Genomic DNA, 15356 nt, shown 5'->3' with positions numbered 1-15356 from the left:
GGCGGAAGCCGGGCGGGTCGGCCCGCAGGGCGGATGCCGAGCGGCCCCGCCGGGATCCGCCGAACCGGTCCCGGGTCAGACCCCGGCGAGGCTGTACGAGGGCCGCTCGTTCAGCGCGGCCGGATCGTGTCCGGGCAGGTGACCGTAGGCGCCGATGATGCCGCCGATCTCCTCGGTGGCGGTCAGCGGCCCGGTCGCGTCGGCGGCACGCGGCACGCGTCCGTGGCCGATCAGCTGGAGCCACTTGTTCAGCGGCAGCCGGGCTCGCTCGTACACCTCCAGGGCCTCGGTCGGGTCCTGGTACGAGGCCAACGAGCGGGCCAGCACCCGCGCGTCCACGATCGACTCGGACGCACCGCCGAGCACGTAGGGGTACATCGGGTGGGCCGCGTCGCCGAGCAGGGTGACCCGGCCGAACGACCACTGGTCCAGCGGCGGTCGGGTCACCAGGGGATAGCCCGACGCCTCGGTCGGTGTGCCGACCATCGCGCCGATGTCCGCGCCCGCGATGCTCCAGCCGCGGAAGACCCGGGTGAGCCGGCGCAGGTCCGCGGGACCGTTCCAGCCGGTGTCGCCGAGTTCGCCGGCCGATTGCCGATCGGGCAGCTCCGCGAGCCAGTTGGTGAGCGTGGTCCCGTCCCGCGGGTCGATCGGCTTGATCGGGTGCGCCATGAAGCGCGCCTCGCCGTGCGCGGTCATGATCATCGTGTGTCCGTCGGCGAACGGTGCGCAGCGGGTGGTGCCGCGCATCAGGATGCGCGGCTGCGCGACCGGCACGCCCTCGTCCGGCAACAGCGTCGCGCGGGTCGTCGAGTTGATCCCGTCCGCCCCGATCAGCACGTCGGCCCGCTCCTGCCAGGGCCGGCCCTCGCCGTCCACGAAGTACGCGGTCACGCCGTCGTCGTCCTGGTCGAATCCGGTCAGTCGCGATCCGGTGCGTACCGCCGGCCGGCCCAGTCGCTGGTAGACCGCGCGCAGCAGGGCGACCTGCAACTCACCGCGGTGCACGGACAGATGCGGCCACAGGAAGCCGGCCCGCTGGCCGCGCGGTTCGAGCACCACGCGCTTGGCCGCCCGATCCGGATAGGCCACGCCGGACAGTGGCACGCCCAGGTTGGCGATCGGATGGTAGAGGTCGAGTTCGGCGAGTTCGCGCACCGCGTGGGGCAGGAGGCTGATCCCGAGCCCGAGGGGCCGGATTCTCAGTGCCGCATCGATCACCGTCACGTCGGTGATGCCCGCGTCGTACAGGCTCAGTGCCACAGCCAGTCCACCTATGCCGCCGCCGGCGACGAGAACACGCACGTAGAAAGCCCCTCTTGCCAACCATTTGGAATATCAACACACTACCTGCCGTCCCGAGCTGCGGTCGGCCGACGCGCGGCTCACCCGGCCAACACCTCGGGATCCGCCGATTCCGCTTCCCGGTCCCGGAACTGACGGTGGTACAGGTCCGCGTACAGTCCGTTCCGGACGAGCAACTCGGCGTGCGTGCCCCGCTCGACGATGCCGCCGCCGTCCACCACCAGGATCAGGTCCGCGTCGCGCACGGTGGACAACCGGTGGGCGATCACCAGCGCGGTGCGGCCCTCCAGGGCGGTGGCCAGCGCCTGCTGCACCGCCGCCTCGGACTCGGAGTCCAGGTGTGCCGTCGCCTCGTCGAGCACCACCACGCGCGGTGACTTGAGCAGCAGTCGGGCGATCGCGAGCCGCTGCTTCTCTCCGCCGGACAACCGGTGCCCGCGTTCGCCGACCACGGTGTCCAGCCGATCGGGCAACTCGGCGACCAGATCACCGATGTTCGCCCCACGCAGCGCGGCCCACAGCTCCTCTTCGCTCGCGTCCGGCTTGGCGTAGAGCAGGTTGCCCCGGATCGTGTCGTGGAACATGTGCGAGTCCTGGGTGACCACGCCGACCGTGTCCCGCAGCGAGTCCAGCGTGACGTCGCGCACGTCGTGGCCGCCGATCCGCACCGACCCCTCGGTCACGTCGTAGAGCCGGCCGACCAGCGAGGTGATCGTGGTCTTGCCCGCACCCGAGGGGCCGACCAGGGCCACCACCTGACCGGGCTCGGCCCGGAAGGACACGTCGTGCAACACCGGTTCGGAGCGGCGCCGATCGAGCACCGCGACGCTCTCCAGCGAGGCCAACGACACCTGGTCCGCACCCGGGTAGGCGAACCCGACGCCGTCGAACTCGACGGTGGCCGCGTCCGCCGGCAGCGGCTGGGCATCCGGCTTGTCGGCGATCATCGCGGGCAGGTCGAACACCTCGAAGACCCGCTCGAAGCTGACCAGCGCGGTCATCACGTCCACCCGCACGTTCGCCAGCGCGGTCAGCGGCCCGTACAGCCGGCCCAGCAGCACGGTGAGCGCGACCAGCGTGCCCACCGTCAGCCGCCCATCCACGGCCAGATGCCCGCCGATCAGGTACACCAGCGCGGTCGCCAGCGAGGCGACCAGGGTCAGCGCGGTGGCGAACACCCGGTTCACCAACGCGATCCGGATGCCGATGTCGCGCACCCGGGCGGCCCGGCCGGAGAACAGCGCGTCCTCCTCCTCGGGCCGGCCGAAGATCTTGGCCAACATCGCGCCGGAGACGTTGAACCGCTCGGTCATCACGGTCGACATCTCGGCGTTCAGCTGCATCTGCTCGCGCGTCATGGTCTGCAACCGGCGACCGATCCACTTGGCCGGCAGCAGGAACAGCGGGAGCAGGATCAGCGAGATCAGGGTGATCTGCCAGGCCAGGTAGAACATCGTGCCCGCGACCAGCACCAGGCTGACCAGGTTGGACACCACGCCGGCCAGGGTCGAGGTGAACGCGCGCTGCGCGGAGAGCACGTCGTTGTTCAGCCGCGAGATCAACGCGCCGGTCTGGGTCCGGGTGAAGAACGCGATCGGCTGCCGCTGCACGTGTGCGAACACCCGGCTGCGCAGCTCGTAGATCGAGCCCTCGCCGATCCGCGCCGAATACCACCGCTCGGCCAGGCCGAACCCGGCGGCGAGCAGCGCGATGCCCGCCACCACCATCGCGAGCACGGTCACCAGGTGACCGTTGCCCTCGAGTACCCCGTCGTCCACGATCCGCTGCGCGAGCAGCGGCGGCACGATGGTCAACACCGCGCCGATCACGACCAGGATCAGATACGCGGTGATCTGCCGCGCGAAGGGTCTCGCGAACTCGCCCACCCGCCGAACCGTGCCGGGCGCGAGCTTGCGCTCGACCACCGACGCGTCGCGCGTGTAGGACCGCAGATTCATGCCCATCGGGCCGCCGCCACTCATCACGCCTCGCTCCCGTACATATCGAATGAAGACAACAAAATCCTGAGTCACACTCAGCACTTCGTGTACAGGAACACCGGCACGAGTCCGCTTAGTCCCGGCCCCGCCCGGCCTTTCGGGCGCAGGCGGCGGCTCGGGATGTGACGTGGGTCTCGCCGTGCGCCCGCTATCCGCGCGTCACTCGCCCGTCCCGGCGAGGTCGCGCAGTCGGCGGGCCTGGGCCGCGCGTTCGGCGGCGCGCTGTTCGTCGTACGTACGCGCCGAAGCGCCCGCGAGCAGGGCCTTCGTCTCGATCACCGCGTCGCGCGGCGCGGCCAGCAGCGCGGCCAGCAGGTCGCGCGCGGCGCCGTCGAGATCCTCGCGCGGCACCGTGAGCGTGGCCAGTCCGGACGCCACCGCCTCCTGGGCGCCGACCCAGCGCCCGGTGACGCAGATCTCCAGGGCGCGGGCATACCCCACGAGGTCGACCAACGGCTTGGTCCCGGCCAGGTCCGGGACCAGACCGAGCGCGGTCTCGCGCATCGAGAACCGCGCATCGTCGGCGCACACCCGCAGATCGCAGGCCAGCGCCAGCTGGAACCCGGCGCCCACCGCATGCCCCTGCACGGCGGCGACGGTGATCAGATCGGGCCGCCGCCACCACGTGAACGCCTCCTGGAACGAGGCGATGGTCGCGTCGAGTTCGTCGTCGCTCGCCCCGGCCAGGGTGACGAGATCCGACTCCCCCGGGATGCCTCCGCCACCGGGGAACATCCGCCGATCCAGGCCCGCGGAGAAGGAAGTGCCCTCCGCGCGCAACAGCACGGCCCGGACGTCACCGGGCAGGTCGCGACCGACTGCGGCGAGCGCGCGCCAGAGCGCGGGAGTCTGCGCGTTGCGCCGGTCGGGGTTGGTGAGGGTCACCACCGCGAACGAACCTTCGATCACGACCGAAAGGTCCTGCCGTGCCGCGTGGCCGGCACTGCCGACCCCGCCGCCGTTGTTGTCCGTGCCGCCGTTGCTGTTCGTACCATCGAGCTGATTCGCCACCGCGTCCACGGTCCCTCCCGTGTTCGGGTCGCTTCCGTCGAACGACCACGCGCCCGACGTTACCGGTCGGTCACATGGTCGTTCGACGGACGGTGCGGTGTTGCCGATCCTCCGGAGCTCGACCTCAGGACGAGGACGACGCGGCGGTCTTGGCCTTGCCCCGCGTTGCCCCACCCCTGCCCCGGAGGGTCACCCCGGACTCGCTGAGCATCCGATGCACGAAGCCGTAGGAACGGCCCGTCTCCTCCGCAAGGGCGCGGATGCTGGCACCGGAGTCGTACTTCTTCTTGAGGTCAGCCGCGAGCTGCTCGCGCGCGGCACCGGTCACCCGGCTGCCCTTCTTCAGAGTCTCGGCCACACGTGCCTCCTCATAGGAAGTGCGCTCTGGAATCCCATGATCACCCCTGAGGCATGGCATGGCCAGTGATTCCACCAGGCCCGAAGGCTTGATCATCGCGGCGCGTGGCCTCATGCACACAAAGATCACCCGAGCGGAATCGCGCCTTCCCGTGCCGAATGCTTGACCGAATCCTGTGTCCGCCGACAAAGGCGCTGGTCACCCATGAGATTCGCGACCTTGCTCTGCGTCGCCGTCGAGGCCGGTGACCGGAATCACCTACAGACCGGAACGATGGCTTCCTCTTGTGAGGGTTTCGTGGTGAAAACCCGTCGGGGGGACGAAAGCGATCACCCCGTCGGGTTGCCGATTAAGGCAACCCGACGGGGTGATGGGGGTTCCGGGTGTCCGGGCGCGGCGCCCGATGGATCAGGCAAGCGCGACCAGGTCCGCGTAGTCCTCGTTCCACAGGTCCTCGACGCCGTCCGGGAGCAGGATGATCCGCTCCGGCTGGAGCGCCTCGACCGCGCCCTCGTCGTGGGTGACCAGGACGACGGCGCCCTCGTAGGTGCGCAGCGCGTCCAGCACCTCGGCGCGGCTGGCCGGGTCGAGGTTGTTGGTGGGCTCGTCCAGGAGCAGCACGTTGGCCTTGGAGACCACCAGCGTCGCGAGGGCGAGCCGGGTCTTCTCACCGCCGGAGAGCACCCCGGCCGGCTTGTCCACGTCGTCGCCGGAGAACAGGAACGACCCCAGCACCTTGCGCACCTCGACCAGGTCGAGGTCGGGCGAGGACGAGCGCATGTTCTCCAGGACCGTGCGCTCCGGGTCGAGCGTCTCGTGTTCCTGCGCGTAGTAACCCAGTTGAAGCCCGTGGCCGGGTTCGATCTTGCCGGTGTCCGGCGCCTCGACGCCGCCGAGCAGCCGCAACAGCGTGGTCTTGCCGGCGCCGTTGAGGCCCAGGATGACCACCCGCGAGCCCTTGTCGATGGCCAGGTCGACGTCGGTGAAGATCTCCAGCGAGCCGTACGACTTGGACAGGCCGGTCGCCATCAGCGGGGTCTTCCCGCACGGCGCGGGCTTGGGGAAGCGCAGCTTGGCGACCTTGTCCGACTTGCGCTCGCTCTCCAGCCCGGAGAGCAGCTTCTCGGCGCGCCGGGCCATGTTCTGCGCGGCCACCGTCTTGGTCGCCTTGGCCCGCATCTTGTCCGCCTGCGAGAAGAGCTGATCGGCCTTCTTCTCCGCGTTGGCCCGCTCGCGCTTGCGGCGGCGCTCGTCGGTCTCGCGCTGGAGCTTGTAGGCGTTCCAGCCGACGTTGTAGATGTCGATGGTGGTGCGGTTGGCGTCAAGGTAGTACACCTTGTTGACGACCGCCTCCATCAGGCCGACATCGTGACTGATCACGATGAAGCCGCCCTTGTAGGTCTTGAGGAAGTCGCGCAGCCACCCGATCGAGTCCGCGTCGAGGTGGTTGGTCGGCTCGTCCAGGAGCAGCGTGTCCGCGTCCGAGAACAGGATCCGGGCCAGCTCGACCCGGCGTCGCTGACCACCGGAGAGGGTGTGCAGCTCCTGGCCCAGGATCCGGTCCGGCAGACCCAGGCTGGCGGCGATGGTGGCCGCCTCGGCCTCGGCCGCATAGCCGCCCTTGGTCAGGAACTCGGTCTCCAGCCGCGAGTACTTGCGCATCGCCTTCGCGGCGGTCTCGCCGCTCGCGCTGGCCATCAGGCCCTCGGCCTCGCGCATCCCGGAGAGCGCCACGTCCAGCCCGCGTGCGGACAGGATCCGGTCCCGGGCGAGCACGTCCAGGTCGCCGGTGCGCGGGTCCTGCGGGAGGTAGCCGACCTCGCCGGTGCGGGTGATGGTGCCGGACGCGGGCTGGGTCTCCCCGGCGAGCGTCTTGGTCAGGGTGGTCTTGCCGGCGCCGTTGCGGCCGACCAGGCCGATCCGGTCGCCGGCCGCGACCCGGAAGGAAGCCGGTTCGAGCAGGATGCGGGCGCCGGCACGTAGTTCGACGTTGGTTGCGTTGATCATGAAGGACTGGACTCCCGGTCGGGGACTGACGAAGACGGACGGTCGTGCGGGGCTCGCGGGGAAGCCACACCGCTCTAAGGCCGCTCGCGGGGATATCCAGAGAAACCGACCATGCACCCGAGTCTACGGGAGCGCTCGCGGCGGATTTCCGGGCGTCCTGCGGGCGCGAGGGCGGCCCGGGCCATAAAAAGCCGAAAAGGGGATATCCGTCAGTCGCCATCCTTCACGCCCCTCGCCTCCTCGCACATCCCTTCACCTCCCCTTCGCGTCCCCAGGCGGTGCCCGATGCAGTTCGACGACGACGCCGATCTCGACACGTCACAGATCGAGGACAGCCGCGGCTCGGGCGGCGGCGGGCTGCGCCGACCCGGGCTCGCGGTGGGCGGCGGCGCGGCGGGGCTGATCGCGGTGGTGCTCGGCCTGATCTTCGGCCTGAGCCCGGACCAGCTCGGCCTGAGCGACGGCGGCGGCTCGGCCCCGGCCCCCGCGGACAACCGCGCCGTCGAGGACTCGTGCCGCAAGGGCACCGACGCCAACGCGCGCGACGACTGCCGGATCGTGGGGGTGGTCAACAGCGTGCAGACGTACTGGGCGAGCGAGTACCGGAGCCGGGGCACGACCTACAAGCCGGCGCCGACCCGGTTCTTCACCGGCAGCACCTCGACCGCGTGCGGCGGGGCGACCTCGGCGGTGGGCCCCTTCTACTGCCCGGGCGACCGCAAGGTCTACATCGACCTGGGCTTCTTCGACGAACTGCGCGGCAAGTTCGGTGCCAAGGGCGGACCGTTCGCCGAGGCGTACGTGCTCGCCCACGAGTACGGCCACCACATCCAGGACCTGACCGGCCAGATGGCCAAGGTCGGCAACGACCGCGAGGGCCCGCAGAGCGGCTCCGTCCGCCTCGAACTCCAGGCCGACTGCTACGCGGGCGTCTGGGCCAAACACGCGACCACCACCCCGCAAAGCAACGGCCGCCCCCTGATCACCCAGCTCACCGACCAGGACATCGCCGACGGCCTCGACGCCGCAGCAGCCGTGGGCGACGACCGCATCCAACAACAATTCCAGGGCCGAGTAACCCCGGAAACCTGGACCCACGGCTCCGCAACCCAACGCCAACAATGGTTCCGCCAGGGCTACACCACAGGCGACCCCACCAAATGCGACACCTTCACATCCCGCCTCTAACCTCCCCCACCCCAACCCGACCGGCACTCGAAGCCAACCCACCCCGACCGGCACTTGAGGCCACTCAGCCGGGCCGGCGCTCGAGGCCACCCAGCCCGGCCGGCGTTTGAGGCCAACCCAGCCCAACCAAGACGCAACGCCTGCCGAACACAAATTCAGCCCGGCCGGCGCTTGAGGCCACTGAGCCCGGCCGGCGCTTGAGGCCATTCAGCCCGGCCGGCGCTTGAGGCCATTCAGCCCGGCCGGCGCTTGAGGCCATTCAGCCCGGCCGGCGCTTGAGGCCATTCAGCCCGGCCGGCGCTTGAGGCCATTCAGCCCGGCCGGCGCTTGAGGCCATTCAGCCCGGCCGGCGCTTGAGGCCATTCAGCCCGGCCGGCGCTTGAGGCCAACCCAGCCCAACCAAGACGCAACGCCTGCCGAACACAAATTCAGCCCGGCCGGCGCTTGAGGCCACTGAGCCCGGCCGGCGTTTGAGGCCAACCCAGCCCAACCAAGACGCAACGCCGGCCCCTACCCCATGCACCCCGCCGCACAACGCCGCCCCAACCAACCCGCGCGCCACGCGCCCGAGTTCACTCCACGGTCTTGACGTCGCACCAGACCACCTTGCCGTCCGGCACGGGATAGCTGCCCCACTCCTCGGCCATCGCGTCCACCAGCAGCAACCCGCGCCCGTGTTCGTCGAGCAGGTCCACCGCGTCGCCCGGCGACGGGAGCGCCGCGTCGTTGTCCACGACCGCGATCCGGATCGAGTTCTCCCGCCGCAACACGGCCAGCGCGACCGTATGACCTCGCGTCGAGTGTTTGACCGCGTTGGTCACCAGCTCCGACAGGAGCAGTTCGAGGGTGTCGACGGGTGCGCCGGGAACCCGCTCGTCGAGCACCCGACGCAACGCGTGCCGCGCTCGTGGGACCGCTTCCACGGTGGCCGTCAACCGCAGTGACAGGAGCAGCGGGCCGGCCGAAGACTCCCCGGATCGCGGCGATGATGCGGTTTCGCCCACGTCTCCCCCTGCTCTCCCCTGGTGGCACGGATGAGGCGGCCGGAGCCATCGGCGACCTTTGTCCAAACTAGCCGCCACTTGTCCCCGCTGTTGGTGAGATCGACTTCTTTCCCCCCGGTGAAACGTGGCGCGGCCCGGCGATGGACGCGCGACCGGCGCTCGATCGGCGCGCGTCACCGACAAAGGCGCCGTCGGGCGCCCCGGACGCGGTTCCCTCCCGGTTCGGCGGGGTAGCGATTCCCGACGACAGCCGCTCCGAGCAGCGCGCCGGGGCCGCCGCGTGACTCGTATCGCACGGCCCGGGACGGGGCTCGGGGAACCAACCGATCCGCCGCTTCGTCCCGCAAGCAGATGGCAACGGCCCGGACACCCGGTGCCGGCTCGCCACCCGGCCGCTAACGTCGGGGGTACCGACCGCGTCACGGAGGACCTGCATGCAGCCCCGGCTCCAGGCCACTCTGGCCGATTTCGTACCGGCCCTGCGCTTCGTCGCGCCCGAACTCGTCGCGGACTACCTCGAACACGAGGATCTGCCCGCTGCGTGGTGGATGAGCGTGCCCGTAGTGCGGGCCGCGGACACCTTCGGCCGGGACGAGCTCCCGGGGCGGCTCGCCGATCTGGCCTACACCGAACTTCGACACCTGCGCCTGGGCGACCTGCTGCCCGGGGCGTGGCTGGCCCGCAACGGCTTCCGGCTGTCCCAGTGGCCCGACGGCGCCCGGACGAACGTGATGGTGCGCACGCCGGACTGGGCGGACCTGCTCACCACCACCGTGCGCGAGGTCGGCGACTGGACCCAGATCGGCACCTCGACGGTGCGGCCGCTGGTGGCCCGGCTGTTCGAGGAGGTGCTCGGACTACTGCCCGCGGACGACGAATCGGTGAACGTGGACGCGGTGTTCGGCGCACCCGACACCGCGGCGAGCGAGCCCGTACCGGCACTCGCATCGGCGTCCGCGGTCGAGGAGCAGCCGCGACTTACCCCGACCGAGCCCGACCCGGAGCCGGAGCCCACTCCCGAGCCGGTGCCCGTCGCGTCGAGCACCGCGATCCCGGCCGCGCCGGCGGACGGCGACTGGGACAACCCGGACGACTGGGGCGACCTGGACGAGGACGAACTGCGCCCGGTCAAGCTGCCCGAGCCGCTGACCGCCGAACTGGGCACGGTGGTGCGCTGGTTGGCCGCCCAGGCGCCGGATGTACCGCTGATGGCACAACTCGCCCAGGTCACCCTGGAGACCGCAGCGGTGGTCGGTCTGGAGGATGCCTCGGACGAGGTCCGAACGGCGCTCACCGCGCTGCTCACCCAGGTCCCGTCCGGGCTGCGTGCCTCGCTCGTGATACCGCCGACGCCGGCGGCCGCACCGGAGGCGTCCGAGACGGACGAAGCCGCAGCCGAGCCGAGCGGGCCGCCGGCGGCGACGCCCGAGCCGGCGACGGGCCGCGACGCGTACGGCGAGGTCCCGCCGCCCACCCGGGCCGACGTGGCCCCGGCCGCGCCGGCCGGCCGCAAGCCGACGGCCAAGGCCGAACCCCGAGCCGAGTCCGCGTCGCACTCCCTCGCCGGCGGGTCCGACGAGTCCGGCATCGGATCGGGATCCGGCAGCCGTCGGGAGCCGGCGATCCGGACCGAGGACACCACCGAGGACGCGCCGCCGCGCGCCGTGTCCGCCGAGCCCGCGACCGAGGGCGACCTGCCCGGCCTGGACGCGTTCGGCGAGACGCCGCCGATGACGGTCGCCGACATCCCGCTCCGCACGATCAAGGACCGCGGGCCGACCGGCCCGGCGCCGAAATCGAAGGTGAAGTCGGACCCGAAGTCGAAGTCGAAGCCCTCCGCGGCCGATTCCACCGAGAGTGCTGCCACCGAGGACCTCGGGCAGGACGCGTTCGGCGAGGTCCCGCCGCCCACCGCGGGCCGGCTGCCGGCGGTCGGCGAGTCGGACGTGGCACGCACGCCCGAGGGCCTGCGCATCCCGCCCCGACCGAGTCACCCGCCGCGCACCGCGCCGGCCCCGACGTCCGTCGCGGAGCCGGCCGCCGGTGCGACCGTCGCCGAGGTACCGTCCGTGCCCGCGCCGCCGGACCACTCGGCCGTGCCGCGGACCAACCGGGGTACCAAGGCCGCCGCCGCCGACCCCGAGGCCACCGTGGAGATGGTGCCGGGCTCGCTGCCCGGAACCCAGGACGCCACGATGCTCGTCGACCGGCCGCTGCCGCGCGCCGGCGAACCCGGCGGCGGCGACCTGGTCGCCGTCCTGGGGTCGTGGTTCACCGCCGCCGAACCGCAGCGCAAGGTCCTCGCCCGAGATCGCCTGTTCACCGACTCGCCGCGTGAACTGGAGTCGCTGGCAGCCGAGTTCGGCACCTCCCCGGCCGAGGTCAAGGTCCTGGAGCGGGACCTGCGGCGCAACCTGGACGAGCGGATCGCCCGCTCGGAGGGCGCGCCGGTCCGGGTCCACCTGAGCTTCGTCCGGGACCGACTCGGCGTGCTCACCACGGTGTCCGAGCTGCGCACGCTGCACCCCAAGCACACCGAGACCGTGCCGGGCCTGGAGATCCAGGTGTGGCAGGTGCTGCGCGGCCTGCTCGGCCTGCACACGTCGGTGGACGGCTGGCTGTCCGGCGCGCCGCTCGGCGAGTTGTCCGACCGCACCCAGAGCACGCTGGACGCGGCCTGCGCACACGGCCCGGTGCCGCTTCGGGCCCTGCAGCGCGACCTGGCCGCGATGGGTATCCGCGAGCCGCTGCAGACCGCGTGGATCAGCCGGCTGGACGGCTTCCAGGTGGAGAACGGCCACGTGCTCTCCCGCTCGGCGGACACCCTGGAGCGGCCGGCCCAGAAGCAGCAGCAGTCGGCGCCGATCGGTGATCCGTCCTGGACCGCGGGCTGCTTCCGCGAGGACAACGGCGCGTGGGCGTTCCGAGTGGACGTGTCCACCGCGATGATCGAGGGCGAACCGGTCAAGCTGCCGGTCGCGTTCGCCCAGGCCCTGGGCGTCACCCCCGGGGGTCAGGTCCGCCTGCACCACGGGCACGGCCCCGCCGCGCTGCGTTGGTCCGACACGCCCTACCTGGTGTCCCTGCGCGCCATCCTGGCCGGCCTGACCGCGCACGAGGGCGACATGGTCTTCATCTCGTCGATCCACCAGGGCCGACTGGAGGCCCGCCTGGTCCGCGGCGACGCCACGGTCCGCCTGCCCCGCTGGGCCCGCGCCCTACGCCACACCGGCGTGGACCCGGTCCCGGAACAGGTCAACCTCCCGGAACTCCTCGGTGCCCGAATCGGCCTCGAGCCCGGCATCGACCTCAAGGCCGTCCTGCAACGCCTCCAACAACGCGGCGACACCGACGTCCTCGAACTCCTCGGCGTAACCCAACCCCGCCCCTGACAACAAGCAAAAGCGCCGGGTGGGCCGACATCCGTCAACCCACCCGGCGCTTTGCACACCCACCCAAACCCAACGGCGCGGCGCATCCGCAGCCACGCCGGCCGACCAACCAGCCCGGCCGGCGTTTGAGGCCACCCCAACCAAACCAAAGCCCGACGCCGGCCGAAAGCAATCCAGCCCGGCCGGCGCCGGAGGCCGCCCAAGCCGCAGGCCAAGCCGTCGAGCCCGGCCGGTTCGAGGCCGAAGGGCCCCGCCGGCCCGGGAGGCTACAGGTTGAACCCCAGCGCGCGCAGCTGCTCGCGTCCGTCGTCGGTGATCTTGTCCGGCCCCCACGGCGGCATCCAGACCCAGTTGATCCGCATGTCCGCGACGATCCCCTCGGTCGCGGTCCGCGTCTGATCCTCGATCACGTCCGTGAGCGGACACGCCGCACTGGTGAGCGTCATGTCGATGGTCGCGATGTTCGCGTCGTCGACGTGTACGCCGTACACCAGACCCAGGTCGACGACGTTGATCCCGAGCTCGGGGTCGACGACGTCGTACATGGCCTCGGTGACGTCCTCCGGCGTAGCCGCGGGACGCGCCTGCGTCTCGGTCATTTCTGCCCTTCCGTCGTCTGCAGCGCCTGCGCGGTGGCGTCCTTGAAGGCCATCCACCCCAGCAGCGCGCACTTCACCCGCGCCGGGTACTTGCTGACGCCGACGAACGCCACGGCGTCCTCCAGGACGTCCTCGTCCGGCTCGCCCTGTCCCTTGGACTGCATGAGCGCGAGGAATTCGTCCCCGGCGCGCATCGCGTCCTCGATGGTGTGCCCGATCACCAGGTCGGTCATCACGGACGCGCTGGCCTGGCTGATCGAACACCCCTGGCCCTCGTAGCTGACGTCGAGGACCTTCTCGCCGTCCAGCTTCACGCGCAGCGTGACCTCGTCCCCACAGGTCGGGTTGACGTGGTGGACCTGGGTGTCGAACGGGTCCCGCAGCCCCTTGTTGTGGGGGTGCCGGTAGTGATCCAGGATGATTTCCTGGTACATCCCGTCAAGCTTCATCTCTTCGCCTCCCGCCCCGTTCAGCCGAAGAACTGTCGAACATGTTCCAGCCCGGCCACGAGCGCGTCGACCTCGGCCGGAGTGGAGTAGAGGTAGAACGAGGCGCGTGTGGTCGCCGGCACGCCGTAGCGCAGGCACACCGGACGGGCGCAGTGGTGACCCACCCGGACCGCGATGCCCTGCTCGTCGAGCACCTGACCCACGTCGTGCGGGTGGATGTCGCCGAAGGTGAAGGAGATCGCCGCACCGCGCGCCACGTTGTCCGCCGGGCCGATGATTTTCAGGCCCTCGACGGCGTTGAGCGCGTCGATCGCGTACCCCGTGATCGCGTGCTCGTGCGCGGCGATTCGATCCATGCCGATCGCCGACAGGTAGTCGATCGCCGCACCGAGCCCGACCGCTTCCGCGATCGGCGGGGTGCCGGCCTCGAACTTGTGCGGCGCGGGCGCGTACGTGGACGCGCTCATCGTCACGGTCTCGATCATCTCGCCGCCGCCCAGGAACGGCGGCAGCTCCTCCAGCAGGCCCAGCCGGCCCCAGAGCACGCCGATGCCGGTCGGGCCGCACATCTTGTGGCCGGTGAACGCGACGAAGTCGGCGCCCAGAGCCTGTACGTCCAGCACGGTGTGCGGCGCTGCCTGCGACGCGTCGACCACGACCAGGGCGCCGACGTCGTGCGCGCGGCGCACGATCGGCTCCAGGTCGTTGACCGTGCCGAGGATGTTCGAGGTGTGCACGACCGAGACGACCTTGGTCTCCTCGGTGATCACCTGCTCGATGTTCGACAGGTCGAGCCGGCCCTCGTCGGTGAGCCCGAACCACTTGAGCTTGGTGCCGGTGCGCTGCGCGAGCAGCTGCCACGGCACGATGTTCGAGTGGTGCTCCATCTCGGTGATCACCACGTCGGCGCCCACGCCGACCTTGAACGGCTCGTCCGCCCAGGTCAGCATGTTGGCCACGAGGTTGATCGCCTCGGAGGAGTTCTTGGTGAAGATCACCTCGTCCCGGCTGGGCGCGTTGATGAACTCCGCGACCTTGTCCCGGGCACCCTCGTACAGCGCGGTGGCCTCTTCGGCCAGCACGTGCACGCCTCGGTGCACGTTCGCGTTGCTGTTCGCGTAGTACTGCGTCATGGCGTCGATCACCTGGCGCGGGGTCTGCGACGTGGCCGCGTTGTCCAGATAGACAAGCGACCGGTCGCCGTGCAGGAGCCGTTCGAGGATCGGGAAATCCTTGCGGATCGCGTCCGTGTCGAGCAGCCCCGGCAGGTGCACTGTCATGCAGTCTCCCCCTTGCCGGTGTACGCCTCGTAGCCTTCGTCCTCGAGCTTGTCCGCGAGTTCGGCGCCGCCGGACTCGACGATCCGGCCGCCTGCGAAGACGTGCACGTGGTCGGGCTTGATGTACTTCAGGATGCGCGTGTAGTGGGTGATCAGCAGGGTGCCGATCTCGCCGGTCGCCTGCACCCGGTTGACACCCTCGGACACCACGCGCAGCGCGTCGACGTCCAGACCGGAGTCGGTCTCGTCGAGGATGGCGATCTTCGGGCGGAGCAGCTCCAGCTGAAGGATCTCGTGGCGCTTCTTCTCGCCGCCGGAGAAGCCCTCGTTGACGTTGCGCTCGGCGAAGGCGGGGTCCATCTGGAGGCGCTCCATGGCCTCCTTGACCTCCTTGATCCACAGCCGCAGCTTGGGGGCCTCGCCACGGGTGGCGGTGGCGGCGGTGCGCAGGAAGTTGGACACCGAGACGCCGGCGACCTCGACGGGGTACTGCATGGCCAGGAACAGGCCGGCGCGGGCCCGCTCGTCGACGGTCATGGACAGCACGTCCTCGCCGTCGAGCAGCACACTGCCGCCGGTGACCTTGTACTTCGGGTGGCCCGCGACCGAGTACGCCAGGGTGGACTTGCCGGAGCCGTTCGGGCCCATGATGGCGTGGGTCTCGCCCTGCTTCACGGTCAGGTCGACGCCGCGAAGGATCTCGCGCGGACCGTTCTCGGCGTCCACACTGACGTGCAGGTCGCGGATCTCAAGCGTTGCCATAA

The 15356-nt window shown here is 70.7% G+C and carries 12 protein-coding genes; 2 read left to right on the top strand and 10 right to left on the bottom strand.

Annotated features, from left to right (window positions below; genetic code table 11):
- Nucleotides 1-75: 75 nt before the first annotated feature.
- The 5 genes from ACZOOI_RS22315 to ACZOOI_RS22295 form a co-directional block, all read right to left on the bottom strand.
- Nucleotides 76-1305 (bottom strand): FAD-dependent monooxygenase, encoded by a 1230-nt coding sequence (locus ACZOOI_RS22315; RefSeq protein ID WP_465277473.1) that lies wholly within the window; start codon nucleotides 1303-1305, stop codon nucleotides 76-78.
- An 80-nt stretch (nucleotides 1306-1385) separates the two neighbouring features.
- Nucleotides 1386-3287 carry an ABC transporter ATP-binding protein gene (locus tag ACZOOI_RS22310; RefSeq protein WP_465277472.1) on the bottom strand — a complete coding sequence of 634 codons (1902 nt, stop codon included), beginning with the start codon at nucleotides 3285-3287 and terminating at the stop codon, nucleotides 1386-1388.
- Nucleotides 3288-3464: 177 nt separating this feature from the next.
- The gene (locus ACZOOI_RS22305) at nucleotides 3465-4214 is read right to left on the bottom strand and encodes an enoyl-CoA hydratase/isomerase family protein (RefSeq protein ID WP_465281257.1); all 750 of its coding nucleotides are present in this window, start codon (nucleotides 4212-4214) and stop codon (nucleotides 3465-3467) included.
- Between the two features lie 226 nt (nucleotides 4215-4440).
- Nucleotides 4441-4674: a helix-turn-helix domain-containing protein gene (locus tag ACZOOI_RS22300; RefSeq protein WP_391582519.1), complete on the bottom strand. Its 234-nt coding sequence runs from the start codon at nucleotides 4672-4674 to the stop codon at nucleotides 4441-4443.
- 408 nt (nucleotides 4675-5082) lie between these two features.
- Nucleotides 5083-6681, bottom strand: coding sequence for an ABC-F family ATP-binding cassette domain-containing protein (locus ACZOOI_RS22295; RefSeq protein WP_465277471.1), 1599 nt, complete (start codon nucleotides 6679-6681; stop codon nucleotides 5083-5085).
- A 285-nt stretch (nucleotides 6682-6966) separates the two neighbouring features.
- On the opposite strand from ACZOOI_RS22295, the gene ypfJ reads away from it, so the two are divergent.
- Entirely contained in the window at nucleotides 6967-7869 is a 903-nt protein-coding gene (gene ypfJ, locus ACZOOI_RS22290; protein ID WP_465277470.1) for a KPN_02809 family neutral zinc metallopeptidase, read from the top strand.
- A gap of 572 nt (nucleotides 7870-8441) precedes the next feature.
- Here ypfJ and ACZOOI_RS22285 read toward each other — a convergent pair.
- Nucleotides 8442-8804, bottom strand: a complete 363-nt coding sequence (locus tag ACZOOI_RS22285; protein ID WP_465277469.1) for an ATP-binding protein — start codon at nucleotides 8802-8804, stop codon at nucleotides 8442-8444.
- 503 nt (nucleotides 8805-9307) lie between these two features.
- Between ACZOOI_RS22285 and ACZOOI_RS22280 the strand changes: the two genes are divergently transcribed.
- Nucleotides 9308-12265, top strand: a complete 2958-nt coding sequence (locus ACZOOI_RS22280) for a hypothetical protein (protein ID WP_465277468.1) — start codon at nucleotides 9308-9310, stop codon at nucleotides 12263-12265.
- 266 nt (nucleotides 12266-12531) lie between these two features.
- On the opposite strand, the gene ACZOOI_RS22275 is transcribed toward ACZOOI_RS22280, so the two are convergent.
- From ACZOOI_RS22275 to sufC, 4 genes are read right to left on the bottom strand one after another with little or no spacing between them, the layout of a single operon-like run.
- The gene (locus ACZOOI_RS22275) at nucleotides 12532-12864 is read right to left on the bottom strand and encodes a metal-sulfur cluster assembly factor (protein WP_355541487.1); all 333 of its coding nucleotides are present in this window, start codon (nucleotides 12862-12864) and stop codon (nucleotides 12532-12534) included.
- A complete protein-coding gene (gene sufU / locus ACZOOI_RS22270; protein ID WP_391582525.1) occupies nucleotides 12861-13313 on the bottom strand; it encodes a Fe-S cluster assembly sulfur transfer protein SufU in 453 nt (150 codons plus the stop codon). Before sufU ends, ACZOOI_RS22275 begins: the two co-directional genes overlap by 4 nt.
- A 20-nt stretch (nucleotides 13314-13333) precedes the next feature.
- Nucleotides 13334-14593 (bottom strand): cysteine desulfurase, encoded by a 1260-nt coding sequence (locus ACZOOI_RS22265; protein ID WP_465277467.1) that lies wholly within the window; start codon nucleotides 14591-14593, stop codon nucleotides 13334-13336.
- A complete protein-coding gene (sufC, locus tag ACZOOI_RS22260; protein WP_391582527.1) occupies nucleotides 14590-15354 on the bottom strand; it encodes a Fe-S cluster assembly ATPase SufC in 765 nt (254 codons plus the stop codon). The genes ACZOOI_RS22265 and sufC overlap by 4 nt, the downstream gene beginning before the upstream one ends.
- Nucleotides 15355-15356: the final 2 nt, after the last annotated feature.

This window comes from Embleya sp. L77 (assembly GCF_055557415.1).
This window is presented reverse-complemented; position numbering and strand designations above follow the sequence as displayed.